At 68.6% G+C, this 24,603-nt stretch carries 24 protein-coding genes; 2 read left to right on the forward strand and 22 right to left on the reverse strand.

Annotation, left to right across the window (positions count from 1 at the left end):
- A complete protein-coding gene (locus AB3G45_RS04395; protein ID WP_367829425.1) occupies positions 1-1,317 on the forward strand; it encodes an aspartate aminotransferase family protein in 1,317 nt (438 codons plus the stop codon).
- A 20-nt stretch (positions 1,318-1,337) separates the two neighbouring features.
- Here AB3G45_RS04395 and AB3G45_RS04400 read toward each other — a convergent pair whose 3' ends face one another.
- From AB3G45_RS04400 to AB3G45_RS04425, 6 genes are all read right to left on the reverse strand, one after another.
- Entirely contained in the window at positions 1,338-1,676 is a 339-nt protein-coding gene (locus tag AB3G45_RS04400) for a RidA family protein (RefSeq protein WP_367829426.1), read from the reverse strand.
- A gap of 171 nt (positions 1,677-1,847) precedes the next feature.
- Positions 1,848-2,777 (reverse strand): phosphatidate cytidylyltransferase, encoded by a 930-nt coding sequence (locus AB3G45_RS04405; protein WP_367829427.1) that lies wholly within the window; start codon positions 2,775-2,777, stop codon positions 1,848-1,850.
- A complete protein-coding gene (locus tag AB3G45_RS04410; RefSeq protein ID WP_367829428.1) occupies positions 2,777-3,430 on the reverse strand; it encodes a lysophospholipid acyltransferase family protein in 654 nt (217 codons plus the stop codon). Before AB3G45_RS04410 ends, AB3G45_RS04405 begins: the two co-directional genes overlap by 1 nt.
- Positions 3,427-3,864 (reverse strand): hypothetical protein, encoded by a 438-nt coding sequence (locus AB3G45_RS04415; protein ID WP_367829429.1) that lies wholly within the window; start codon positions 3,862-3,864, stop codon positions 3,427-3,429. The genes AB3G45_RS04410 and AB3G45_RS04415 overlap by 4 nt, the downstream gene beginning before the upstream one ends.
- Positions 3,861-5,183: a serine/threonine protein phosphatase gene (locus AB3G45_RS04420; RefSeq protein WP_367829430.1), complete on the reverse strand. Its 1,323-nt coding sequence runs from the start codon at positions 5,181-5,183 to the stop codon at positions 3,861-3,863. Before AB3G45_RS04420 ends, AB3G45_RS04415 begins: the two co-directional genes overlap by 4 nt.
- A gap of 19 nt (positions 5,184-5,202) precedes the next feature.
- Entirely contained in the window at positions 5,203-6,939 is a 1,737-nt protein-coding gene (locus AB3G45_RS04425; protein WP_367829431.1) for a bifunctional alpha/beta hydrolase/class I SAM-dependent methyltransferase, read from the reverse strand.
- A gap of 119 nt (positions 6,940-7,058) precedes the next feature.
- On the opposite strand from AB3G45_RS04425, the gene AB3G45_RS04430 reads away from it, so the two are divergent.
- Positions 7,059-7,655 (forward strand): CDP-alcohol phosphatidyltransferase family protein, encoded by a 597-nt coding sequence (locus AB3G45_RS04430; RefSeq protein WP_367829432.1) that lies wholly within the window; start codon positions 7,059-7,061, stop codon positions 7,653-7,655.
- Between the two features lie 3 nt (positions 7,656-7,658).
- On the opposite strand, the gene AB3G45_RS04435 is transcribed toward AB3G45_RS04430, so the two are convergent.
- From AB3G45_RS04435 to AB3G45_RS04510, 16 genes are all read right to left on the reverse strand, one after another.
- Complete coding sequence (locus AB3G45_RS04435) at positions 7,659-8,975, reverse strand: replication-associated recombination protein A (RefSeq protein WP_367829433.1); 1,317 nt, start codon at positions 8,973-8,975, stop codon at positions 7,659-7,661.
- Between the two features lie 130 nt (positions 8,976-9,105).
- On the reverse strand, positions 9,106-9,876 hold the full coding sequence (locus AB3G45_RS04440) for an ABC transporter ATP-binding protein (protein ID WP_367829434.1): 771 nt from the start codon (positions 9,874-9,876) through the stop codon (positions 9,106-9,108).
- Between the two features lie 10 nt (positions 9,877-9,886).
- On the reverse strand, positions 9,887-10,861 hold the full coding sequence (locus AB3G45_RS04445; protein ID WP_367829435.1) for an ABC transporter substrate-binding protein: 975 nt from the start codon (positions 10,859-10,861) through the stop codon (positions 9,887-9,889).
- A 35-nt stretch (positions 10,862-10,896) separates the two neighbouring features.
- Entirely contained in the window at positions 10,897-11,739 is an 843-nt protein-coding gene (locus AB3G45_RS04450) for an ABC transporter permease (RefSeq protein ID WP_367829436.1), read from the reverse strand.
- 9 nt (positions 11,740-11,748) lie between these two features.
- The gene (locus AB3G45_RS04455; protein ID WP_367829437.1) at positions 11,749-13,101 is read right to left on the reverse strand and encodes an LLM class flavin-dependent oxidoreductase; all 1,353 of its coding nucleotides are present in this window, start codon (positions 13,099-13,101) and stop codon (positions 11,749-11,751) included.
- Between the two features lie 123 nt (positions 13,102-13,224).
- On the reverse strand, positions 13,225-13,767 hold the full coding sequence (locus AB3G45_RS04460) for a flavin reductase family protein (protein WP_367829438.1): 543 nt from the start codon (positions 13,765-13,767) through the stop codon (positions 13,225-13,227).
- A gap of 136 nt (positions 13,768-13,903) precedes the next feature.
- Complete coding sequence (locus tag AB3G45_RS04465; RefSeq protein ID WP_367829439.1) at positions 13,904-14,992, reverse strand: D-TA family PLP-dependent enzyme; 1,089 nt, start codon at positions 14,990-14,992, stop codon at positions 13,904-13,906.
- Positions 14,989-15,342, reverse strand: a complete 354-nt coding sequence (locus AB3G45_RS04470) for a hypothetical protein (RefSeq protein ID WP_367829440.1) — start codon at positions 15,340-15,342, stop codon at positions 14,989-14,991. The genes AB3G45_RS04465 and AB3G45_RS04470 overlap by 4 nt, the downstream gene beginning before the upstream one ends.
- A 96-nt stretch (positions 15,343-15,438) precedes the next feature.
- Positions 15,439-16,719, reverse strand: a complete 1,281-nt coding sequence (locus tag AB3G45_RS04475; protein ID WP_367829441.1) for an NAD(P)/FAD-dependent oxidoreductase — start codon at positions 16,717-16,719, stop codon at positions 15,439-15,441.
- Between the two features lie 65 nt (positions 16,720-16,784).
- Entirely contained in the window at positions 16,785-17,543 is a 759-nt protein-coding gene (locus AB3G45_RS04480) for an ABC transporter ATP-binding protein (RefSeq protein ID WP_367829442.1), read from the reverse strand.
- Entirely contained in the window at positions 17,540-18,481 is a 942-nt protein-coding gene (locus AB3G45_RS04485; RefSeq protein ID WP_367829443.1) for an iron chelate uptake ABC transporter family permease subunit, read from the reverse strand. Before AB3G45_RS04485 ends, AB3G45_RS04480 begins: the two co-directional genes overlap by 4 nt.
- Positions 18,474-19,451: an ABC transporter permease gene (locus AB3G45_RS04490; RefSeq protein WP_367829444.1), complete on the reverse strand. Its 978-nt coding sequence runs from the start codon at positions 19,449-19,451 to the stop codon at positions 18,474-18,476. Before AB3G45_RS04490 ends, AB3G45_RS04485 begins: the two co-directional genes overlap by 8 nt.
- Positions 19,448-20,350 (reverse strand): siderophore ABC transporter substrate-binding protein, encoded by a 903-nt coding sequence (locus tag AB3G45_RS04495; protein ID WP_367829445.1) that lies wholly within the window; start codon positions 20,348-20,350, stop codon positions 19,448-19,450. Before AB3G45_RS04495 ends, AB3G45_RS04490 begins: the two co-directional genes overlap by 4 nt.
- A 32-nt stretch (positions 20,351-20,382) precedes the next feature.
- Entirely contained in the window at positions 20,383-20,682 is a 300-nt protein-coding gene (locus AB3G45_RS04500) for a DUF2218 domain-containing protein (RefSeq protein ID WP_367829446.1), read from the reverse strand.
- A 91-nt stretch (positions 20,683-20,773) separates the two neighbouring features.
- Entirely contained in the window at positions 20,774-22,381 is a 1,608-nt protein-coding gene (locus AB3G45_RS04505; protein WP_367829447.1) for an alpha/beta hydrolase-fold protein, read from the reverse strand.
- Positions 22,381-24,552 (reverse strand): TonB-dependent siderophore receptor, encoded by a 2,172-nt coding sequence (locus AB3G45_RS04510; protein ID WP_367829448.1) that lies wholly within the window; start codon positions 24,550-24,552, stop codon positions 22,381-22,383. Before AB3G45_RS04510 ends, AB3G45_RS04505 begins: the two co-directional genes overlap by 1 nt.
- Positions 24,553-24,603: the final 51 nt, after the last annotated feature.

Below are 24,603 nucleotides of genomic sequence, written 5' to 3' on the forward strand. Positions count from 1 at the left end.
ATGTCGATGGTGAATGCATTTTCGCGCGCGGATCTCGAACGGCTCGGCGAGGCCGAACGGGCGCTTGTCGCCCGCCGGGAAAAGGTGCTCGGCCCCGCCTACCGCCTGTTCTACGAGGAGCCGCTGCATCTCGTGCGCGGCGAAGGCGTTTTCCTTTATGACGCGGCGGGCGAGAAATATCTCGACGCCTACAACAACGTCGCCTCGGTCGGCCATTGCCATCCGCGCGTCGTGGAGGCGATCACCCGCCAGACCGCCCTGCTCAACACCCATACCCGCTACCTGCACGAAGGCATCGTCGACTATGCCGAGGCGCTGACCGCGACCTTCCCCGACACGCTCAGCCAGGTGATGTTCACCTGCACCGGCAGCGAGGCGAACGACCTTGCCGTGCGCATCGCCCGCTTCGTCACCGGCGGCACCGGCATCATCGCGACGGAACTCGCCTATCACGGCCTGACGGGCGCGGTCGCCGAATTCTCCCCCTCGCTCGGCGAGGCGGTGGCGCTCGGAGCCCATGTGCGCACCGTGCCGGCGCCCGACAGCTACCGCCATGCGCCGGACGAGATGATGGAGAAATTCGGCCGCGACGTCAGCGCGGCCATCGCCGACCTGAAGCGCCACGGCATCAGGCCGGCCATGCTGATCGCCGACACGATCTTTTCGAGCGACGGCATCTTCGCCGGTCCGAAGGGCTTTTTGAAGCCGGCGGTGGACGCGATCCATGACGCCGGCGGCCTCTTCGTCGCCGACGAGGTGCAGCCCGGTTTCGGCCGCACCGGCGAGACGATGTGGGGCTTCGAGCGCCACGGCGTTTCCCCGGACATGGTGACGATCGGCAAGCCGATGGGCAACGGCTACCCGATGGCCGGCATCGTGCTGCGCCCGGACATGATCGCCGAGTTCGGCCCCCGCGCCCGCTACTTCAACACCTTCGGCGGCAATCCCGTTGCCGCCGCCGCCGGCAAGGCGGTGCTCGACACGATCCGGCAGGGGGGTTTGCAGCAGAACGCCCTGGACGTCGGCCGTTACCTGACGGAGGGCCTGAAGGCCCTGGCCGCCCGCCATCCCGCCCTCGGCGACGTCCGCGGCTCAGGCCTCTTCATCGGCGCCGAGATCGTTTCCGATCCCGCGACGAAACAGCCCGACGCCGCGCTGACGAGCCGCATCGTCAACGGCCTGCGCGCCCGCCGCGTGCTGATCAGCGCCTCAGGCCCCAGGGCCAACGTCCTGAAGATCCGCCCGCCTCTCGTCTTCTCCCGCGAGAACGCCGACATGCTGGTCGACGCCCTCGGCGACGTGCTGGACTCCGCCTGAAGGAACGCAGGCGCCCTGTCTCAGGCGAGCGCGGTCACCTGGATCTCGACCAGCAGGCCCGGCGTCGCGAGGCGAGCCTCGACCGTGGCGCGGACCGGCAGGTTGTCCTGGTCTACCCACTGGTCCCAGACCTCGTTCATCGCGGCGAAATGGGCGATGTCGCGCAGCCAGATATTGGCGCTGATCAGCTTGGCCTTGGAGGTGCCGGCTTCGGCCAGGAGGCCGTCGATCGCGGCGAGGATGTCGCGGGTCTGGGCGGCGGTATCGGCGCCGGCGGCGGTGATGCCGGCGGTCGTGACGACGCCGTTGACGACGACGGCCTGGCAGAAGCGCTGGCCGGGCTTGATACGCTTGATCATTGGAAATCTCCCATCATGTTGATCCAGAGTCTGCCAGGTTCATTGTGAATCTGACGGACTCCAGGTTTCTTTGTTTTCGCTTGTCTCTTCGGAAAAACCGGTCCCCGCTTTTCCCTGACAAACTCTAGGAACGGTTTTGCCCGAAAGGCCGGGCGAGCGCAACGTCGCTCCTCACGTCCACGCATACCGCACGATGTGGAAGAAGACCGGGGCGGCGAAGACGAGGCTGTCGGCGCGGTCGAGCATGCCGCCATGGCCCTCGATCATGTGGCCCCAGTCCTTCACGCCGCGGTCGCGCTTGATGGCGGAGGCGACGAGGCCGCCGAAGAAGCCCATGATGCAGGCGAGCGCGGCCAGACCGCCGGCTTCGAACGGCGAGAAGGGCGTCAGCCAGTAGAGCCCCGCCCCGAGCAGCGAGGCGCTGGCAATGCCGCCGATCAGCCCTTCCCAGGTCTTCGACGGCGAGATGCTGGGCGCCACCTTGTGCCTGCCGAAGAGCTTTCCGAAAATATACTGCAGCACGTCGCTGCCCTGCACTGTGGCGATGAGGAAGGCGATGAGCAGCAGGCCCCGCTCCTCGTTGCCCGGAATGGGCAGCGTCACCAGCGCCGGCACATGGCTGATGCAGTAGACCGACAGCATGATGCCCCATTGCTGCTCGCTGACCCGTTCGAGGAAACGGGACGTGTCGCCGCGTATCGCCGTCAGCGCCGGCATGGCGAGGAAGCAGTAGACGGGGATGAAGATCGAATAGAGCCCGTACCAGTCGATCCAGATCAGGTAATATTGCACCGGCACGATGATCAGGAACATGCCGAGCAGCGTCCAGCGGTCGGCACGGCGCGTGTTGGTGAGGGTGACGTATTCGCGCAGCGCCGCGAAGGAGACGAAGGCGAAGAGCAGGATCACGCCGCCCGTGCCGAACAGGAAGGCGACGCTGATGCCCGCCACCATGATCCACCAGGCCTTTATGCGCGCATTGAGGTTTTCCAGCGTCGCCGGCAGCGGCTTCTCGCTGCGCCAGGAGAGCACGGCGGCAACGAGGCTCGCGATGACGAGCACCGAGACGAGGCCGAGGAAAAGACGCGTGTCGTCGCTCATCAGCGGGTTCCATCCTTTCGGGGCGCAAGGGCGAGAAGCGCCTGGCGGGCGCGGTCGAGGAAAACCTTGCGCTCCTCCCCCGCCCGAGGCACCAGCGGGGCGCCGAAGATGACGCGGCAGAGCAGCGGGACGGGCAGGAGCGCGCCCTTCGGCAGGACGCGCGACATGTTCTCGATCCAGCAGGGCACAAGCTCGATATCCGGGCGAAGCGTCGCAAGATTGTAGAGGCCGGAGCGGAAGCGCAGGAGCGGTTCCTCCGTCATGTTGCGCGTGCCTTCCGGAAAGAAGATCAGCGACTGGCCCGCATCGAGCGCGGCGAGCATGACCCGCATCGGATCGGCGCTGCGCTCCACCCAGTTGCGCTCGACGAGCACCGTGCGCAGCATCCTGCCGGAAATGAAGCGGCGGATCGGGCCGGCATTCCAGTAGTCCGCCCCTGCGACGGCGGCCGTGCGGCGGCGTTCGGCAAAGGGCAGGCAGGTGGAGATGAGGATGAAATCGCCGTGGCTCGCATGGTTGGCGAAATAGATGCGCTGGCGGCCATAGGGCGCCGAGCCGGCCCAGATCGGCCGCACGCCGGTGACGGCGCGCGCTAGGCCGGCCAACGCTGCGCCGGAGACCGTCTGCAAAAGGGATGCGCCCTTCGCGGTCATGCGCCGCCTCCTTCCATCCCGTCGAGCAGGAGGACGAGGTAGAGCATGGCGGCGATCGCCAGCGCGATCCGCTGCAACCAGAGCAGCCGCCGGCAGCCCCGGAGGCGCTCCGGCAGCGTTGCCGACACGCTTCCCCGGGCGCGCAGCCCCATGCGGGCGAGACCGTCGTCGATGGCGGAAAGCCCCGCCGCTTCCCCGTCATAAGAGGCGGCGAGCCGGAAAAGCGCGGCGTCGAACAGCAGATGCACCGAAAGCGCCAGCGGCAAGAGGCAGAAGGCGAGCAGCAGGCCCCAGGCGAGCGGGCCGGAAAAACCGTGGGCGCCGGCCGTCGGCGGCGCGACGGCGAGGATCAGCAGCGCCGCCGCGCCGCCGGCAAGGCCGTTGCGCCGGAGACGCCGGGCGGCATCCATGACGATCCTCTGCCACTCCGTCATCGCGCCGCCTCCTCGATGGCGGCATAGGTCTCCAGCGCAAGATGCACCGGCCGTCCCTTCGCCCTGATCTGGGCGACGGCCGCGGCGGCGCTGCTGGCAAGCCCCGTTCGCATCAGCACGCAGGCGGCGACCACCGCGCTGCGCTGGAAGCCGAGCGCGCAGCAGACGAGGACCGGACCGTGCCGCCCCGCCGCCTCGGCGGCCAGCGCCGCCTCGCGGATGCGGGCGGCGGGGACCGGCAGCAGGTCGAGCGTCGGGAAGGCGTGCCAGGACAGGCCGGGAACGGCAAGGCCCGGCAGCTCCGCCGTCATGTCGATGACGGCGGCATAGGTCGAAAGGGCGCGCCGCGTGGGCACCTGGCCGAGGAAGACGCCGTCGGCGATCTCGACGGCGGGCGGCAGGCGCCGCGTCCAGCACCGGACGTTCACCCGCGCCGCGAGCCTGTAGGGCATCAGCAGCCAGAAGCTTGCAAGGCTGATGCGGCCGTCGGCCTCCTTCTGGAACACGGCCGGCCCGGCGCCCGCATAGGCGAGCGCGACGAGGGCAAGCGCGAGCGCCGGCCAGAGCAGCAGCAGCCCCAGCCCGGTCGCAAACGTCGTCCACACCACGAGGATGAGGAAGACGAGCGCGCCGGCGGCATAAGAGACGGCGAGCCGCCGCGCCTTCGTATCGGCCGCCGGGCGGAACGCTGCCAGCGGCGCGGTCCGGCCGGCCGGGAACAGCCAGAGGGCGAAGAGGCCGAGCAGCGCGCCGGTCGGGATATCGATGGCGTGATGCTGCCATGTCGTGAGGACGGAGGCGCCGATCAGGAAACTCCAGACATGCCAGATCGCACGTGCCGCCCCCCACAGCCGTCCGCGCCAGTGATCCCAGATGATCACCAGCAGGGCGATGTGCAGCGAGGGGGCCTGGTTGAACGGCTTGTCGAAGCCGCCGAGCACGTCGAACAGGAAGCCCGGCAGGCCGTGCGTCTCCGGCCGCACGAAGATCGCCTGCAACGGAAAGGCGATGAAGCAGAGGACGGCGACGACCTGTGCCGTGAGGTAACGCCGCGCCAGTCGGCCGACCGCCGCCGGCGTCTCGTTGACGAAGAGCGAGAGCGCATAGAAAGCGTTGATCGACCAGTAGGGCAGGATCGTCCAGGCGAGGAAGGGAATGTGCCGCTCCCAGCCGAAAGCAAGGTTCGGCACCGCCGCCCGCTGTGCGGCCAGTCCGTTGGAAAAGCCGTAGGTCAGGTAGAAGAACGGTGCCAGGACGGCGAGCCACAGCGCCGCCGCGCGAAAAACCGCACGGCGGTCGACGGTTGGAACGGATGCCACGCCCTCCCCCATGGCCGCCTCAGCCGCGCTCGGCCAGCGAGACGGTGAAGATGCCCCACTTGTCGATGCGCTGCTCGACCTTGCGGAAGCCGGCGGCGGTCACGAGCTGGTCCATCTCCTGCTGGCTGCGCCGGCGCATGATCCAGGCCTCGCCGCCGCGATGCGAGGTCAGCGCCCGCGCGATCATCTCGAGCTGCGGATGCCAGGGCTGGCCGGTATAGAGGAGCAGCGAACCCGGCTCCATCGCCCGCGCGAGGCCGGCCAGCGAGGCCTCGATCAGGGCATTGTCCGGGAAGAGTTCGTAGAGGCCGGAGACGATGGCGAGCGTCGGCCGCGGGGCGATCGCGGCCAGCCCTTCCGTGTCGAAGGCGTCGGCCCGGTGGAATTCCGCCACGTCCGAAAGGCCGCGTTCGGCGATCAGCGCCGTGCCCTTCTCCACATTGATCGGCGAATAGTCCTGCAGGCGGATGCTCTCCGGCTTTGCCTCGGACGCCGCGACCGCATCGAGCACGTAGCGCCCGTGGCCGGCGGCGATGTCGAGCACGCGCAGCGGCCGCCCCGCCGCCCGAAGGCGCGTCAGCGCCTTGCCGATCAACTCCTCCAGATGGACTTTTCGCTGGCGGATGCCGCGCCAGCCGATGGCGTTCAGGAACTGCCGGTCGATCAGCCGTCCGCCGGGGCCGAGGCCGCGGGCCTGGTCCTCGTAGACATAGTCGAGCGTCGAGCCGGAATCGAAGCCGGTGCGCACGCCCGTCTCCATACCCCTGGAGAAGAAGCCGCCGAGGCGGATCGAGGCGCGCGTCAGCGCCCAGTAGAACCCGCGCAGCGAAAAAAGCGAGAGCGGCGTCGCCAGCCGGTCGGCCTCGTCGCGGGTCTGGCCGGAAAGATGCGCGCGCCGCAGGTCGGCCACCACGGGCGGCCCGGCGAAACGCTGGAGGAGGAAGGTCCGCACCTTTTCGAGCGCCTTCGCCCGGTCCCGCTCGCCGAGCGTGTCATGGTAGAAGCCGGGCAGCACATGGCGCTCCTTGATCGTGCTGCCGAGATTTTCGAAGAATCGGTGCTGCGGCGCATGGCGCACGACGAAGTCGCTGCCGGAGATGAGAAGCTGCGTCGGCACCGTGATGGCGCGCGCATCGGCGACCACCCGGCCTGCCGCCTCGTAGAGTTCCAGGAGGATATTGGAGGCGATGGGGCGGGTGATCAGCGGATCGGCCTCGAAGGAGGCGATGCGCGCGGGATCGTGCGTCAGGAAACGGGCCTTGACGTAGGAATTGACGAAGAACGTGCCCTTGAGCTTCTGCCAGAGCGCGATGCCCTCCTTCGCGAAGGGCACGTAGAGCTTCACGTCGAAGGCGGGCGAGGCCAGCACCAGCGCGCGGATGTTCGGGGCATAATCGTGCACCCAGGTGGAGGCGAGCACGGCGCCGACGCTCTGGGCGACGACGGCGACCTGGTCCATGGAAAAGCCGCCGGTCTCGCAGACATGGCGGACGAAGCAGTCGAGATCGCGCACCGAATGGGCGAAGGACGGCGAATGGCCGCGCTCGCCGGGCGAGCGGCCGTGGCCGCGCGCATCCCAGGCATAGAAGGCGAAGTCGTCGAGCCCGAGTTCCTCGGCGATGTGCGCCACCCGCCCGCTGTGCTCATGGCCGCGGTGCAGGAGCACGACCGCCCCCTTCGCCGTGCCCGAACGGGCGGGCCAGGCGCGGTAGAAAAGCTCCACGCCGTCATGGCTCGCGAATGCGGATTCGATCATGCTGTCCTCTCTCCTGCGGGAACCTCAGCACCTATACGGATGAGGAGGCATGTTTGCAGTTGATTTCCTATCGTTTGCATCCTCTTTTGTTGCACGCAATCGAGCGGATTCGAGCTGACATGTCGATCTATAAACTGAAGTCGTCCTTCCAGAGCCTGCTTCGCCCGCTGGTGGGGCGGCTGGCGGCCATGGGCGTCACCGCCAACCAGGTGACGCTGATCGCCGCCCTCGTCTCGGTGGGGATCGGCGCGCTCCTTCTCACCAATCCCGCGCCGGCGCTCTTCGCGCTCGTTCCAGTCTGGATGCTGCTGCGCATGGGGCTGAATGCCATCGACGGCATGCTTGCCCGCGAGCACGGCCAGAAGAGCCCGCTCGGCGGCTATCTCAACGAGATCGCCGACGTCGTCTCCGATGCCGCGCTCTACCTGCCCTTCGCGATGGTGGCGCCCTTCTCCCTGCCGTGGTTCACCGCCATCGTCTTCCTTGCGGCGCTGACGGAGTTCGCCGGCGTGCTCGGCGTCGCCCACGGCAACGGCCGCAGCTACGAGGGACCGATGGGCAAGAGCGACCGGGCGCTCCTTTTCGGCGCGCTCGGCGCGCTGGTCGCCGGGTTCGGCGCGCTGCCGGCCTGGACATGGCATATCCAGCCGATCGCCTGCGTGCTGCTCGCCTGGACGGTCGCCAACCGGGTGCGGGCAGGCCTTGCCGGATCGTAGCGGTCAGCGCTTCTCGCCGAAGCGGCGCGGCGTCGGCCGGCCGGTGATCTGGTCCCAGTGCTCGTCGGCCCGCCGCTCGAAGGTCCCCGCCTCGCGGGCATCGCTCTGGTAGAAGGCGCCGCGCGGCACGTCCGGCGCATAGACCTGCTCGCTCCAGCCCCGCCCGTCATCATGCGGGAAGGCATAGCCGACATGGCCGAGCGCCGCCGCGCCCTTGTAATGCGCGTCGCGCAGGTGCATCGGCACCGAAGAAGGCGCTTGCCTTGCCACATGGGCGAGCGCCAGCGAGATGCCGCGGCAGGCGGAGTTGGATTTCGGCGCCCGGGCGACGTGCAGGGCGGCATGGGCAAGGATGATCTGCGCCTCGGGATAGCCGATCTTCTCCACCGCATGCAGCGCCGCCACGGCCGTCTGCAACGCCGTGTTGTCGGCAAGGCCGACATCCTCCGAGGCATGGATCATGATGCGGCGCGCGATGTAGCGCGGATCCTCGCCGCCGTGGATCAGCCTCGCGAGCCAGTAGAGCGTCGCATCGGGGTCGGAGCCGCGCATCGACTTCACGAAGGCCGAGACCACGTCGTAATGCGCATCGCCCGACCGGTCGTGGTTGACGGGGGCAGCCGCATAGGCCTCCTCGACCATCGCTTCGGTGATGACGACGGGTTTTCCCGGCGCGTGCCCGACAGCAAGGCTTTCGAGCACCGTCAGCGCGCGGCGCGCATCGCCGCCGGAGCGGCCGGCGATGCGGCGCAGTTGCGCAGGTTCCAGCTCCACCGCGATGCCGCGCGCGGCAAGATGGCGAAGGCCCCGCCGCACCACCTCCTCCATCTCCTCCAGCGTCAGCGGCTCCAGCTTCAGGATGGTGGAGCGGGAGATGAGCGCGGGCGTCAACGTGTGGTAGGGATTGCCGGTCGTCGCGCCGATGAAGTCGGCGACGCCCTCCTCGCAGAGCGCGAGGAGATGATCCTGCTGCGTCGCGCTGAAGCGGTGCACCTCGTCCGCGAAGAGCAGGGTCGGGCGCATGCGCGCCTCGTCGGCGATCTTGCGGATGTCGGCCACGTTGTTGTGCGCGGCGTGCAGCGGGCGGAAATTCTTGCCGAGCATGGTGCCGATGGCGCGGGCGATCGACGTCTTGCCGAGGCCGGGCGGGCCGTAGAGCACGATGCTGCCGAGCCTTCCGGCCGCGATGCGCCGGCGCAGCATGGTGCCCTCGCCGATGATCTTCTCCTGGCCGATCACGTCGTCCAGCGTTGCCGGACGCAGCTCCGCGGCGAGCGGCATGGCGCCGGTGCGCGGCGCGGCGTCGAAAAGATCGGTCATGGCGTCCTCCGGTCGCAAACGGCCCCGTCCGGCCCGGCGGCGTCATGCAAAAAGCCCGCCTGCCCGGCCGCAAGACGTTCGTCTATCGGCCGGAGCGGGCGGGGTCAAAGGCAATCGTGCGCGATCGCGCTCAGTGCAGGCCGAAGAGGTCCAGCAGTTCCTCGCGGTGGCGGACGAATTCCGGCGCGCTGCGGTCGCGCGGGCGCGGCAGGTCGATCTCGATCAGCCGCGGCGCCGCGTTCTTCTCGCGCGGCAGGATGAGGATGCGGTCGGCAAGGTAGACCGCCTCCTCCAGGTCGTGCGTCACGAGGATGGTCGTCACGTCCTCGTCGCGCCAGATGCGCGTCAGCTCCTGCTGCATGCCGATCTTCGTCATGGCATCGAGCGCGCCGAGCGGTTCGTCGAGCAGCAGGATCTCCGGCTGGACGGCGAGCGCCCGGGCGATGCCGACGCGCTGCGCCATGCCGCCGGAAAGCTGCCGCGGATAGGCGCTCTCGAAGGATTGCAGGCCCACGAGCTGGACATAGCGCCGCGCCCGGTTTCGCGCCTCCGCACGGCTGACGCCGCGCGTGTCGAGGCCGAAGGCGACGTTTTCGAGCACCGTCAGCCAGGGCAAGAGGCGCGGCTCCTGGAAGATGACGGCACGCTCGGCGCCGACGCCCGAGACGGCCTTGCCGTCGATCAGCACCTCGCCGCCATCGGCATTCTCCAGCCCGGCGAGGATGCGCAGCAGCGTCGTCTTGCCCGAGCCGCTGGCGCCGACGATGGCAAGGCTCTCGCCGGAGCGGATCTTGAGGTTGAGATCGCTGAGGACCGGCAGCGGCCGGCCGTTCAGGCTGTAGTTCTTCGAGAGGTGACGGATCGTCACCTCTCCACGGATCGTTTCGGCGGACAGGCTCATGGTGCGCGCCTCAGTTCGTCGCCGCGTCGGGCGAATAGAGGATATCCTTCGCAACGAGCTGGCCTTCCTTCAGCTTGCCCTCGCGCACCAGCACGTCGATCCAGAACTGCACGTCCCGCTCGACCGGAAGACCGCCGGCGCGAACGCCGTAGCCGCGGAAATACTGGGCGATGTCCGGGTTCTCGCCGCGCACCTCCAGGGCCTTGGCGAGGATCTTGCGGGTTTCCTCCGGATGCTCGCGGGCATAGTCGAGCGCGCGGGCCGACTGTTCCACGAAGGTTTTCGCCGCCTCCGGATGCGCCTTGACGAAGTCGCGCCGCAGGACGACGAAGCCGCCGGCGATCTCGCCGAGCACCTCGGTGTCGTCGAAGACCGCGCGCAAGCCGCCGTTCTTGCGCGCCGCGCCCTCGAAGGTCGTCTGCCAGAAGCCGAAGGCCGAGATGTCGACCTGGCCGGAGCGCAGCACCTGCTCGAGCTGCGGGCCCGGCACGACGACCTGATTGGCCGCGTCCGTCGGCAGGCCGACCGAATGCAGCGCCTCGCGGATCGTATGGTCGAGATGGGCGCCGAGCGTGTTGACGGCGATGCTCTTGCCGGCAATGTCCTTGATGTCCCTGATCGGGCTGTCCTCCAGCACGTAGAAGACCGACTGCACCTCCTTGTTGACGCCGTTCGAGGGATAGGCGGCGACGAAATCGTTGCCGACGGCAATGGAGTTGAGGACGGCGGCGGTGGCCGCGCTGCCGAGCTCCACGTCGCCGGAGGCAAGCGCGATCAGCGAAGCCGGGCCGCCGCCGGCATAGCCGATATTCTCGAGCGTGATGCCGGTGCCCTCGAAGTAGCCGAGTTCGGCGGCAAGCTCATGGGCGGACAGGTCGCCCTGGCTGGCGAGATAGCGCAGCGTCACCTCGTCCGCCGCGGCGGTGCCGGCAAGGCCGAGGAAGAGGGCGGCGGAAAGAAGCAGCTTGCGGGAATGGAAGGTCATGTCCGTGTTCCTTTGGGAAGAGAAGAAGGGGAGGATCAAGCGGCGGGCTGCGCCCAGCGGCAGAGCTTGCGCTGCAGAAGGACGAGCACGGCATTGGCGGCAAGGCCGAGCAGCGCCAGAAGCAGGATCGCCGCGAACATCAGCGGGATCTGGAAATTGTACTGCGCGTTCATGACCTGGAAGCCGATGCCCTTGTTGGCGCCGATCATCTCGGCGGCGATGAGCAGCAGCAGCGCCGTGGTGGCCGAAAGGCGCAGGCCCACGAAGATGGCCGGGACCGAGGCCGGCAGCACCACGCGGCGGAAGATGGCCAGCCGGCCCGCCCCGTAGGTCCGCGCCATCTCGATCAGCTTGGTGTCCACTTCCTTCACGCCGCCGATGGTCGAAAGCAGCAGCGGGAACAGGGTGGCCCAGAAGATGACGAAGACCTTGGAGGTCTCCCCGAGCCCGAGCAGCAGGATGAAGACCGGATAGAGCGCCAGCGCCGAGGTCTGGCGGAAGAACTGGAACAGCGGATCGAGCGCCTGCTCCACGATGCGCGCCTGCCCCATGACGAGGCCGAGCGGGATGCCGATGGCGACGGCCGCGGCGAAGGCGATGCCGGCGCGCTGGAGGCTTATCGCGACGTCGTCGACCAGCGCTCCGCTGGAAATGCTGCCCCACAGCGCCGAGAAGATGACGTCGAGCGGCGGGAAGACAGCCGGGTTGACCCAGCCCCGGCTCGCGGAAATCTGCCAGAGGGCCAGGAAGGCGACCACCAGCCCGTAGCGGGCGAGGAAGGCGGGGACGACCGCCTTCAGCTTCGCGGCGAGCGCGGACGGCCGGTTCCCGAGGCGGAAGTCCGCGCCGAGGGTGGAATTGACGTTCTCATAGGACATGGTCGTCTCCTATTCGGCGGCCTGGACGGCGGCGCGCGCGCCGGCCCAGCGGTTGACGGGGAACGGCAGGCCGAGGTTTTCGCGCAATGTCGTGCCCTCGTATTGGGTGCGGAACAGGCCGCGGCGCTGGAGCTCGGGGATGACGAGATCGACAAAATCGTCGAGCGCGGTGGGCAGCCAGGGCGGCAGGATGTTGAAGCCGTCGGCGGCCTCGTTCTCGAACCATTCCTGCAGGGTATCGACGATCGTCTCGGGCGTGCCGACGATCGTGTAGTGGCCGCGGGCGGAGGCGATCCACTGGTAGAGCTGGCGGATGGTGAAATTGTTCTCGTCGGCGATCTGGCGGATCAGCGCCTGACGGCTCTTCATGCCCTCGGTCGGCGGGGCGGGCGGCAGCGGGCCGTCGAGATCGTAGCCATGAAGGTCGAGCGTACCGCCCGTCAGCCCGTTGAGCAGGCCGACGCCGTCCTCCTCGACGATCAGCGCGGTCAGCCGGTCGTATTTCTCCCGCGCCTCCTCCAGCGTGCGGCCGACGAAGGGCGAGACGCCGGGCATGATGAGGATATGGTCCGGGTTGCGGCCGAGGCCGCGGGCGCGCGCCTTGATGTCGCGGTAGAATTCCTGCGCCGTGCCGATGTGCTGGTGCGCGGTGAAGATCACTTCCGCCGTGGCGGCAGCAAGCCCGCGGCCGTCATCCGACTGGCCGGCCTGCACGATGACGGGATGGCCCTGCGGCGAACGGGTGACGTTCAGCGGCCCGCGCACCTGGAAATGCTCGCCGCGATGCTCGCTCTCGTGCAGCTTTTCCGGGTCGTAGAAGACGCCGCTCTCCTTGTCGCGCAGGAAGGCGTCGTCCTCGAAACTGTCCCAGAGTTTCTTGACCACCTCGACATGCTCGGCGGCGCGGCGATAGCGGGCGGCATGCGGCAGCTGGGTCTCGCGGTTGAAGTTCTGCGCGGTCGGATCGCCCGTCGTGGTAACGACGTTCCAGCCGGCGCGGCCGCCGGAGATGAGGTCGAGCGAGGCGAATTTGCGCGCCGTGTTGTAGGGCTCCTCATAGGTCGTCGAGGCGGTGGCGATGAAGCCGAGGTTTGTCGTGAAGGGTGCGAGCGCGGAAAAGAGCGTCACCGGCTCGAAGCCCGCCACGCGGGCATTGCCGCCCTCGCGCGCCCCGCCGAAACCGATGGCGAGGTTGTCCGCCAGGAAATAGGCGTCGAACAGGCCGCGCTCCGCGGTCTGCGCAAGCTGCTTGTGGAATTCGAAGCTGGTGGCGCCGTCCGCCGGCTGGTCGGGATGCCGCCAGGAGGCGACATGCTGGCCGCCACCGGGAAGGAAGGCGCCGAGCCTGATCTTGCGTGTCATCGTGTTTCCTTTCATCGCGTGGGAAGGGCCGCGTCGGCCGCAGGGTCTCGATCCCGCCCTCGGCGGGGTATGGCAGTGCATGGAGTCTGGATGCGATAGCGGCGGGACGCCGCTCAGCGGGCGTCAGGACAGGGCATGGTAGCGGCCGTCCTGGTAGAGCAGCGAACGGCCGGCGCCGAGGCGGATCGCCAGGACCCTGCCGATGACGATGACGTGGCTGTGCCGCTCGATGGCCTCCTCGACGAGGCAATCGATCGCCGCGACGGCATCGGCAAGCAGCGGCGCGCCGCTGACGGCGGTGGTCCAGTCCGCGCCGCGATAGCGATCGGCGCCGCGCAGGCCACCGCGGCCGGCGAACTGGTTGGCGAGCGCCTCATGGGCATCGCCGACGATGTTGATGCCGAGATGGCCGAAGCGCTCGACGACAGGCCAGGTGGAGGAGGTACGGTTGAGCGAGACCAGCATGCGCGCCGGCTCGACGGAGAGCGCCGTCGCCGAGGTGACGGTGGCGCCCGTGCGGGCCTCGCCCTCTCCGGCCGTGATGATGCTGACGCCGCCGCCGAGCGTGCGCAGCGCCGCCTTCAGCGCATCGGCATCGGCCGGGTGGTCCACCACCGCCGCGGCGCCGCGGAGGTTGAAATGCGTGTTTTCGACATGGGCGTTCATCGTTCCCGCTCCGCTTGGTGATCCTCGATGGTCATAGGGATACCAAGCGGAAAGCGGGACCGGCAGGCACGTCATTCTTTATTTGACTATTTTTATAGAAAATATCAATTTCTATCGCGGGGCACCCGCAACGGCCTCACCAGACCGTGCCGCGCGCGGCGACCGGCTCCACTCGCGTGACGATGCCGCCGCGATGGAAGACCATGCGGTCGAACAGGTTGCTGACGACGCAGGTGTGGTTCGGCACGATGTGCACCACGCTGCCGACGGCGGGAAACGCGCCCCGGCAATCCTTGAGGTCGACCACCGCGTGCTCTTCCGAGAGCGAGACGATGCGGGCGCCCTCGTAGCCCTCGATCTCGCCGTAATCGCTGAAGCCGAGGAGGTCCGAGGTCAGCGCCTTGGAGCCGGCATCCAGCACGGCGCGGTCCTCCGCCGGGCGCGAGACGACGGTCGCAAGGATGTGCATGGCGAGGTCCTGCCGCGTGCAATGGCCGGCGCGCACCATGCTGCGGTCGTTGTAGACATAGGTTCCCGCGCGGTGCTCCGTGGCGGAGGGCACGAGGTGGGCTTTCCACAGGTCCGGCGAACCGCCGCTGGAGCGCACCGGGCAATCGATGCCCCTTGCCGCCAGCAGGGCCATGGTTCCGGCGAGGAAGGCCTCCACGGCCTCGGCGCCGCCCGCCGCGGGATAGGTGAGGATGCCGCCGAAGCGGAGGGCGGGCGCGGCGGATATCCGGGCCGCCAGTTCCGCCGCCGCCTCCGGCGTCTGCACGCCGCAGCGACGTCCGCCCGTATCGCATTCGACGAGCACGGTCAGCGGGCGGGCGGCGTCGAAGACGCCGGCAAGCCCGTCCACGGTCGCGGCGCTGTCGGCGACCAAGGCAAGGCGCGGCACCCGTTCGTGCAGCGCGCGTAGGCGCTTCAGCTTCGCCGCGCCGAGAATGTTGTAGGTGATCAGGATGTCCTCGAATCCGGCATCGGCGAAGACCTCGGCCTCGCTGATCTTCTGGCAATTGAGGCCGACGGCGCCGGCCGCACGTTGCGCCTTCGCGACCGCAACGATCTTGTGGGTCTTGATGTGCGGGCGGAAGGCCTTGCCGTGGCCGTCGAAATAGGCCTGGGCGCGGGCGATGTTGGCGGAAAGCCGCTCCTCGTCGATGACGGGCATGGGGGTGGGGACGTCTTCGAGCCGCGTGCCGGCCTCGGGCCAGGGATAAGTCATGGAAAGCCTTCCGGTCTTGGCGCCTGCGGCGCCCGTTGGGGTGCGGTCACTATGGTCAAAATGGCGGCGCGGCGAAACCGAAATCCGCGCGCCGGCATGGGCTGAATGTCGATCGGTCTCAGGCTTTTCGTTCCTGGAGGATGTTGCCGCCGTCGACCACCAGCACGGCGCCGTTGACATAGCTCGCCTTCGTTGACGATGCGGCCGTAGCCGTCCGCCAGCATGTCCGGCAGGTAGAGGCGGGTCGAAAGGAACGCCGTTGTAAGGGTGACGGAGATGCCGCGATCCCAGTCCGCCTCCTCCAGCATCGCGAACTCCCGCTGCAGCGCCGGCTGCGCCAAGCTGCCCATGCCGGCATGGTTTCCCCCTATGCGATGTGCTGCCCGAAGAAGGAGGGGCCGCGGCGGCGATAGTCAACACCCCCGTTCGGACACCCACCGCTCGTCTCAGCCCGCGCGCTCGCGCCACCAGTCCTGCGCCTGCAGTTTCCAGTAGGTCAGTTGCGCCACCGCCAGCCCCGCAAGGCCGCCGGCCCAGACGAGGCCGAAGGGCCGGAAGAGCCTGTAGCGCTCGCTTTCTCCCAGAATGCCCTCCGCGATGACCTTGCCGCCGATCGCCGTCGTGTTGAGGCCGTGGCCGCCGAAGGCGGTGCAGTGCCAGACGCCGGGGGCCATGCGCCCGACCTGGGGCATCAGGTGGCGGGCATAGGACATCAGGCCCGACCAGGCGAGCTCGGTCCTGAGGCCGGCAAGCTGCGGATAGGTGCCGACCATCTCGGCGCGCAGTTCGCGCACCAGCCCCTCGGTCGAGGCGGCGCGGGTGGTGATGCGCCCGCCCCAGAGCAGCCGGCGGCCATCATCGACAAGGCGGTAATAGTCGCCCGCCCGGCGGTTGTCGCCGATGGCGTCGCGGGTGGCGATGGCCGCGGCGAGGAGATCGGGCGCTTCCTCGCTGACCATCACATAGGTGGCGATCGGCAGGAAGGCACGCCGGAGCCGCGCATTCAGCGCCCCGGTATAGCCGCCCGTGGCGAAGACGACGTCGCGCGCCGTCACCGTGCCACCCACCGTCCTCACCCGCTTCTCCGCGCCCTCCAGATCGGTCCCCGTTGCCGCGGAGCCTTCGAAGATGCGCCCGCCGAGACGCTCGATCTCCCGGGCGATGCCGCGCAGATAGTTCAGGGGGTGCATGTGGAAGGCGTCGCCATGGCGCACCGCCTGATGGTAGCGATCCGATTTCAGCACCGCCCGCACCGCGTCACGGTCCATGTAGGCGACGTCCTCGCCGTAGCGCAGGCGCGCGTCCTCCACATCGGCCCTGAGGCGCGCGCCGTCGTCGTAGCGCAGCACGCTCGTCAGGCCGGGCCGGAGATCTGCATCGGAGAGGCCGAGGGTGCGGATATTGTCGCGGACGAATTCGACGCCCTCCATCGACAGGCGATGCAATTCGCCCGCCGCCGCCGCGCCGGCCATGCGGGCGATGTTGCCCTCCCCCGTCGCATAGCCGGCGCTGACGAAGCCGCCATTGCGCCCGGAAGCGCCGAAGCCGATGCTTTCCGCCTCCAGCACCACGACGCCGCGGCCCGCCCGCGCGAGCTGAAGCGCCGTCGAGAGGCCGGCAAGGCCGCCGCCGATGACCACCGTGTCGCAGTCGAGGGTGTCGGCGAGCGCGGGGCGCGCCGCCCGGTCCGTCATGGTGCGGCGGTAATAGGTATCCGGATAGGCCATGTTGCTCCCCCTCGGCATGCGATGGATGGACTGATGCGCATCCGATCCCCGTTCGTCAATCGGCCCTAGAGCTGATGCAGCACGAAGGGCTTGCCCTCGATCGTCTCCACCCGCATGCGGAAGCCGAAGACGACCTCCAGCGTCTGCGGCGTCAAGATCTCCGCCGGCGTGCCGTCCGCGACGATGCGCCCGCCCTTCATCGCGACGATGCGGTCGGCATGGGCGCTCGCCTGGTTGATGTCGTGCAGCACGATGACGACCGTCTTGCCATCATCGTCGGCAATGCCGCGCAGCGCGCGCATCAGCTCGCGGGCGTAATACATGTCGAGATTGTTCAGCGGCTCGTCGAGCAGCAGGTAATCCGTGCCCTGCGCGAAAGCCATGGCGACGAGCGCGCGCTGGCGTTGGCCGCCGGAGAGCGTCTCGATGAAGCGGTCGGCAAGATCGGCGAGGTCGAACCGGGCGATGGCCGCCTCGACGATGGCATGGTCGGCCGCGGTGAGCCGCCCGCGACCGTGGGGAAACCGGCCGAAGCCGACAAGCTCGCGCACCTTCAGGCGGCTTGCCACCGTCGTGTCCTGACGCAGGATCGCGACGACGCGGGCGAGCTCACGGCCGGGCGTGGTGCCTACCGGCAGGCCGTCGATCTCGATGGCGCCCTTCTGGAGCGGCTGCAGGCGGGCGACGAGCGAGAGCAGCGAGGACTTTCCCGCCCCGTTCGGGCCGATCAGCGCCACGACACCGCCCTTCGGGATCGTCAGGCTGATATCCGTGAGGATCGGCGTCGTGCGGTGCCGGAAGGAGACGTTTTCGATCCGGATCATGTGCGGCTCCCGAGGATCAGCAGCAGGAGGAAGACGAGCCCGCCGACGAATTCGATGACGACGCCGAGCGCCGTCGCATTGCCGAGCGCATGCTGGAACAGCGTCTGCCCGCCGACGAGCACGAGGATGCCGGCAAGGGCGGCTGCCGGCAGCAGCACGGCGTGGCGGCGGGTATTTACGATGCGCTCGGCAAGCGCCGCCACGAGAAGCCCGAAGAAGGCGACCGGCCCGACGAGCGCCGTGGAGACGGCGACCAGCGCGGAGACGAGCAGCAGCAGGCCCGTCACCGTCCCCGCCCAGCTTACCCCGAGGCCCGTCGCCGTATCCGGCCCGAGCGAGACGATGTCGAGCACATGGCGCGCGCGCCAGGCGATGACGGCGGCGACGACCGTGACGACGGCGGCGAAAAGCAGGAGGTCGGTGCGCACGGCGTTGAAATTGGCGAAGCTCGCCGATTGCACGACGGAGAACTCGTTCGGATCGATGAGGCGGGCGAGCAGCGAATGCAGGCTGCGGAACAGCACGCCGAACACGACGCCGGCCAAAAGCATCAGCCCCATGTCGAGGCGGCTCTTCAGCATGGGCAGCAGCAGCGCCGAGGCGAGCGCCATCAGCACCAGCACCTCCAGGGCGAACTTCATCTGCGGATCGAGCGTCACGTAGCCGACCCCGCCGAGCAGGAAGACCATCAGCATCTGGCCGAAGAGATAGAGCGCATCGAGCCCCATGATCGACGGCGTCAGGATGCGGTTGCCGGTGACGGTCTGGAAGATCACGGTGGAAATGGCGATCGCCACGCCCACCTGCACCAGCGCCGCGAGCTTCACGAGCCGCAGTTCCAGCACGAAGGCGATGTTGCCCTTGAGGCCGATCGCAAGGAACGCGGCGGCGGCTGCAAGGGCCGCGGCGGCAAGGCCGAGAAGGCGGCGGTCAGCCATGAGCGCCCCGCCGGAAGAGCAGCCAGAGGAAGATCGCGCCGCCGACCACGCCCATCACCGTGCCGACGGGGATCTCGTAAGGATAGCGGATGAGGCGTCCGACGATGTCGCAGGCGAGCACCAGCCCCGCACCGCCGGCGGCGACCCAGCCCAGCGTGCCGCGCACATTGTCGCCCATCAGCCGCGAGACGATGTTGGGGACGGCAAGGCCGACAAAGGGGATCATGCCGACGACGGCGACGGCCAGCGCCGTGATGACTGAGACGAGGACGAGGCCGACCTGCATCATGCGGGCATAGTCGATGCCGAGCCCGATGCTCGCCTCGCGCCCGAGCGCCAGGATGGTCAGCCGGTCGGCGACGAACCAGGCGATGGCGACCATCACGGCGGCGATCCATAAGAGTTCGTAGCGGCCGCGCAGCACGCCGGAGAAGTCGCCGTTGGTCCAGACGGCGAGGAATTGCAGGAGATCCGCCTGCCAGGCCGCATAGGTCGCCGCCGCGCCGATGACCCCGCCATAGACGATGCCGAAGAGCGGCACGAGGAAAGGCTGGGCGGGCGGCAGGCGATGGGCGGTCGCCAGGAATATCGAGGTCCCGAGCAGGGCCGCGCCGCCGGCGACGAGCGTCTTGACCGGCAGGGCGGCGGCGGGAAAGAGCAGCGTGACGAGGAGGATGCCGAGTTCGGCGCTCTGCGCCGTGCCGGCGGTGGCGGGCTCGACGAAGCGGTTGCGCGCCAGTGTCTGCATGATGAGGCCGGCGATCGCCAGCCCCGCGCCGCTGAGGATCGCGGCAAGCGTGCGCGGCAGGCGGCTGACGAGGAGAAGCTGGAGCGCCTCGGGATCGCTCAGCAGCCGGCTTAGCGGCAGCGGGCTGACGCCGACGGCAAGGCTCAGCACGAAAAGGACCGCGAGCCCGAGGCCCGCGACCGTTCCTGTCCGCAGGGAGGGATGCAGGGCGCCGGCACTCATTTCGCGGCGGAAAAGGCCTCTGTGATCGTCGCGAGCACGCGTTCGAGCGACTGCACGCCGCCGGCCGCAATGTAGAAATCCGGCGCCGGCAGGTAGACGACCTGGCCCTTCTTCCACGCCGTCGTTGCCGCGACGAGCTCGTTGTCGAGCGTCACCCTGGCGGCCTGCTCGCTGGAGCCGACCGCGGCGGCGCGGTCGAGCACCAGCAGCCAGTCCGGGTTCGCCTCGCGGATGAACTCGAAGGACACCGCCTCGCCATGGGTCGCCGTCTCGATCTCGGATATCGCCGGCGGCAGGTCGAGCGCCGCATGCACCCAGCCGAAGCGCGAGCCGGGGCCGTAGGTGGAGACCTTCGGCCCGTTGGTCATGACGATCAGCGCCTTGCCCTTGCCGGCGACCGCGGCCCGGGCGCCCGCAAGCTTGGCATCCAGCTCGCCGGCGATCGCCTTTGCCTCCGCCGCCTTGTCGAACAGCTCGCCATAGGCCGCAAGACGAAGCTTCGCCTGCCCGAAGAGGTCGTCGCCGTCGATGGTCATGTCGATGGTCGGCGCCACCTTGGCGGTGACGTCCGCCCTGGCGGCGGACCGGCTGCCCACGATGATCAGATCGGGGCCGAGCGCGCTCAGCGCTTCAAGGTCCGGCTCGAACAGCGTGCCGACCGCCGTCGCGCCCGCCTTGATCGGCTCCAGCGCGGGAACATAGAGCTTGTCCGGCACGCCCGCCGGACGGATGCCGAGGCGGTCGAGCGTGTCGAGCGCGGCCATGTCGTAGACGGCGATGGTCTTCGGCACGCCGTCGACCGCAACCGTTCCCCGCGCCGTCGTCACGTCCATGGCGCCGGCGGGCAGGATGGAAAGGGCAAGGGCGGCGAAGGCCGCGAGCGGGCAAAACTGTTTCATGGTCTACCTGTCATGCTGGATGGATGCGGATGTCAGCCGGCCTTGTCCTGCCCCTGCCAGTCGAGCGGCTGAAGCTCCTCACGGAAGGCGAAGCGCGCGAGATGCGATTCGATCACCGACTGGGTCTGGGCGAGGTCCTCGCCGTTTTCGGCCCGGGCGGTCATGCGCAGGCCGTCGTCGTCGGCATCGAGGATGCCGAGACCGCAGGCGAACTGACATTCGCCGTGCTCTTCCGAAACGGTGACCGCGATCTTATGCGCGAAATGCTTGCAAAGCTGCGCCAGGTATTTCCGGCCGTGGGCGGTCTCCAGATAGGCGGCGGATTCGAGCATGGCCTTTCCTTTCATTCTTCTTCGGCCGCCTGCAGCGGCGGCGAAAACATAACTCTCTTAATCAAGTTTTCCGGGCAAGGGAAGCCGCCCGTCAGCGGCGGTCTCCGCCAAAAAGCGCGATCAGCCCGTCCGACAGGACGCCCTGCCAGACGAGATAGTCGTGGCCGCCGGCATAGTCGCGATAGGTGACGGGAATGCCTTTGGCCCGCAGCACGTCGCGCAGATGACGGCTGGTTTCGAGAATGCCCGCCGTGCCCTGCGCACCCGTTTCGAAGAGGCCGGCCGACAGGAAGACGCGCAGCGGCAGCGCCGGCCCTGCGGCAATCAGCCCCGCCACATGCTCCTGCCGGTCCTCCGGCATGCCCGGCGGGCTCCACCAGAAGGAGCCGGACATGGAGAGCACGTTGCCGAAGACCGCCGGATGGCGCATGGCGACCGTCGCCGCGGCCAGCCCGCCATAGCTGGAGCCGGCCAGCACGGTGCGTGCGGCCGGGATCGCCAGCCCCGTTTCCCTTGCGACAAGCGGATGAAGCTCCGTCGCCATGAAATCCGCGAAGGCCGGATTGGCCGGCAGTTCGCGTGCCCGCGCCGCCCGGTCGGGATTGGCGATGAAGACGGCGACCACCGGCGGCACTGCGCCGGCGGCGATCATGTTGTCGAGGATGCGCGGCACCGGCACCCGGCCGAGATACTGGTCGGCATCGAAGACGAAGAGCAGGACCGTGTCCTTGCGGGCCGGATCGAATCCCGGCGGATAGTAGAGCGTGATGTCGCGGCGATTGCCGAGCAGGCGGCTTTCGATCGACAGCGTGCTCAACCGGCCCTGAGGATTGCCTTTTTCCGCCAGGAACGGCTGCGGCGGGGCGCCGGCCAGCTCCAGCACGGACTCCTGGTTGTAGGCGTCCGCCGCCTCCGCCGGCCAGCGATACGGGTTGAGCGGATCGGCCCTTGCCGTCGAAAGGATGGCGACGCGCCGGTCGCGCGCGGTGCCGGGCACGTCGGGCACGTCGAAGGCGAGCTGGTAGGACAGCCGCGTGCCCTCCGGCACCGTGAAGCTCCGGAACCAGATGTCCGAACCGCCGAGGCGCTGCAATTCCTCGTGGTCGCCGCTCGGCGCGCCGAACAGGCGGATGTTGCGTTTCGCGCCGCGCCCCAGGAAGGTGACGATCCTGTGCCCCTCCGGCCCGTCCTCGACGAGCGGCGTGCCGCGCTCCGCGACCCTCGCCCAGAATGCCTCCGTCGTTCCGCCCGCGGTAATCGCGGCGGCGACCTCGGCGATGGCCGGGCTCAGATAGACGGGCGGCGGCGGCACCTGGTCGGCAAGGCCGACCTTGCGCTCGATGGCGAGCGCGTAGGCGCCCATACGCCCGGCCGTCACGACCAGCCGCGCGCCGGGGTCCTCGGCGACGAACTGGAACTCCACCGTTCCGCCCGCCCCTTCGGCGAGCCGGCGCAGGTGCCGGCCCTCGCCGTCGACGAGGTCGAGATTGAAGGTTCCGGCCTCGACGCGAAGCACGCCCTTGACATAGTCGCCCGTCGCCGCCTGGGGATCGAAGACCTCCCCTGCCCCCTCCGTTGCCGCCTTCCCGGTCACGGTCGTGCCGGCGACGAGCGGCACGGCCTGCGTCGTCTCCGCCGCCGATGCCGGTGCCGCCGCGAGGATCAGGGCCAGGATGCCCGATCCGATCGTCCTCAGCATCACCATTCCTTCTTCAGCGTCGCCACGATGCTGCGGCCTTCACCGTAGAAGCAGGCATAGGCGCTGGCGCAGGAGGCGACATAGCGCTCGTCGCCGATGTTCTTGACGTTGACCTGCAGGGAGAGCCCCTTCAGGTCCGGGTTCTTCGCGCCGAAATCGTAAGAGGCCATGGCGTCGAACAGCGTGACGGCGCCGACCTTGAACGAATTGCCGCCGTCACCCCAGCTCGTGCCGATATAGCGAAGGCCCCCGCCGACGGTCAGGCCTTCAAGCGCGCCCTCATCGGCCGTATAGGTCGCCCAGAGCGAGGCCTGATGCTGCGGAATGCGGGACGGCGTCCGGCCGACTTCGCTCGTATTGACGGATTCCCTGACGATCGAGTCGATATAGCTGTAGCCGGCGATCAGCGAGAGGCTGTCCGTCACCTCCGCCCGGGCGGAAAGCTCGATGCCGCGGTTGTGGATCCTGCCAACCTGAGAATAGACCATCTGGCCGAGGGTCGGGTCCCAGGCGCCGGCGACCACGTCCTTCTGCCTCAGGTCGTAATAGGCGGCCGTCAGCAGCAGGCCGGAGCCTTCCGGCGCATATTTGACGCCGACCTCGAACTGCGCCGCCGTGGTGGGCGAGAAGGCCGACGCGCCCGCCGGCGGCAGGTAGAGCGCCGGCTCGAAGGAAGTCGCATAGCTGACATAGGGCGAGAGGCCGTTGTCGAAGGCGTAGAGCGCACCGGCCCGCCAGGTGAAGGCGCCGTCCTCGTAGGACTGGTCGCTGGTGCCCAGCCGGTCGTCGATCTCGGTCTTCGCCCGGTCGTAGCGAATGCCGGCGAGAAGGTTCAAGGCGCCGATCTCCACCTGGTCCTGCAGGTAGACGCCGACCTGGCGCGCCGTCAGGTCCTGAAGGTCGGTGGTCGCGAGCGTCAGCGAGGAGAAGTCGAAATCGCCGTAGCGCGGATCGGCAAGGTCGATGCTCGGGCCGGCGGCACGGCCCCATTTGTAGTCGCGCGTGCGGTACTGGTAGTCCATGCCGGCGAGCAGCGTATGCTCGGCCGCGCCCGTTGAGAATGTCGCCTCGATCTGGTTGTCGATGGTGAACTGGTTCCAGGTGTCCGTGCCGCCGCTCGCCGAACGGCTGACAATCGTGTTGTTGCCGGTCACCGGATCGGGGCTGGCGCTGCCATAGACCAGCGTATGGTGCAGCCAGTCGACATGGTGGTAGCGCGCATTCTGGCGGAAGGTCAGGTTGTCGTTGAACTCGTGCTTGAACTCATAGCCGATCCAGGCCTGCTTGCGCTCCGAACGCTCGAAATCCGGATCGGACACGAAGAAATCGCGCGGCACGAAGCCGTATCCGGGGATCGGCGTGACAGTGCCGGCCGCGTCGAGGAAGTTGCGGTAGCCGGCATCCGGTTCGTTCTGGTAGCCGCCGAGGATGGTCAGCGACGTGCCCTCGTCCGGCGACCAGGTGAAGGACGGCGCGATGGCGAAGGAGCGGTTCTTCGCATGGTCCTCCTGCAGGTCGCGCCCGAAACCCCGGGCGGCGATACGGTAGCCGAAGGCATCGTCGAAGGTGTCGGAGATATCGAATCCGGCGGAAAGGTACTTGTCCGTGCCGACGGAAAGCTCCACCGCGCGCAGCGGCGCGTCGGTCGGCTTCTTGCTGACCATGTTGACGATGCCGCCCGGATTGGCCTGGCCGTAGAGAACGGAGGCCGGGCCCGAGATCAGCTCGACACGCTCCAGGAGATAGGGATCGATCTTCGCATAGGAGAGGTCGCCGCCGAGGAACAGGCCGTCGAGATATTTCGGCACATAGTAGAAGCCGCGCACGAAAAGCTCGTCGCGCAGGTTGGAAGCGCCGCGATATTCGGTCAAGACGCCCGGCGTATAGCGCAGCGCCTCGGCGACGGACTGGGCGCTCTGGTCCTCGATCTGCTGCCCGGACACGACGCTGACGGTCTGCGGCGTCCTGGAAATGGGCGTATCCGTCTTGGTGCCGGCAAGGCTCTTCCTGGCGACGTAGCCGTCAACCGGCCCGTCGCCCCGCTCGCCGGCGCCGCCTTCCACGACGATCGCCTCCAGCGCCGTGCCGCCCTGGCCCGTTGCCTGGCCGGCCCCCTGCTCCTGCGCCACGGCTGCATCCAGCGCAAGGACGCTGGCCGCAGCAAGCAGCATGATACGACGTTGTCCGATCGACGGCGAAAGAATGCCCCACATTTCCTGAAC

The organism is Shinella sp. S4-D37 (assembly GCF_040812195.1).
GTDB lineage: Bacteria > Pseudomonadota > Alphaproteobacteria > Rhizobiales > Rhizobiaceae > Shinella.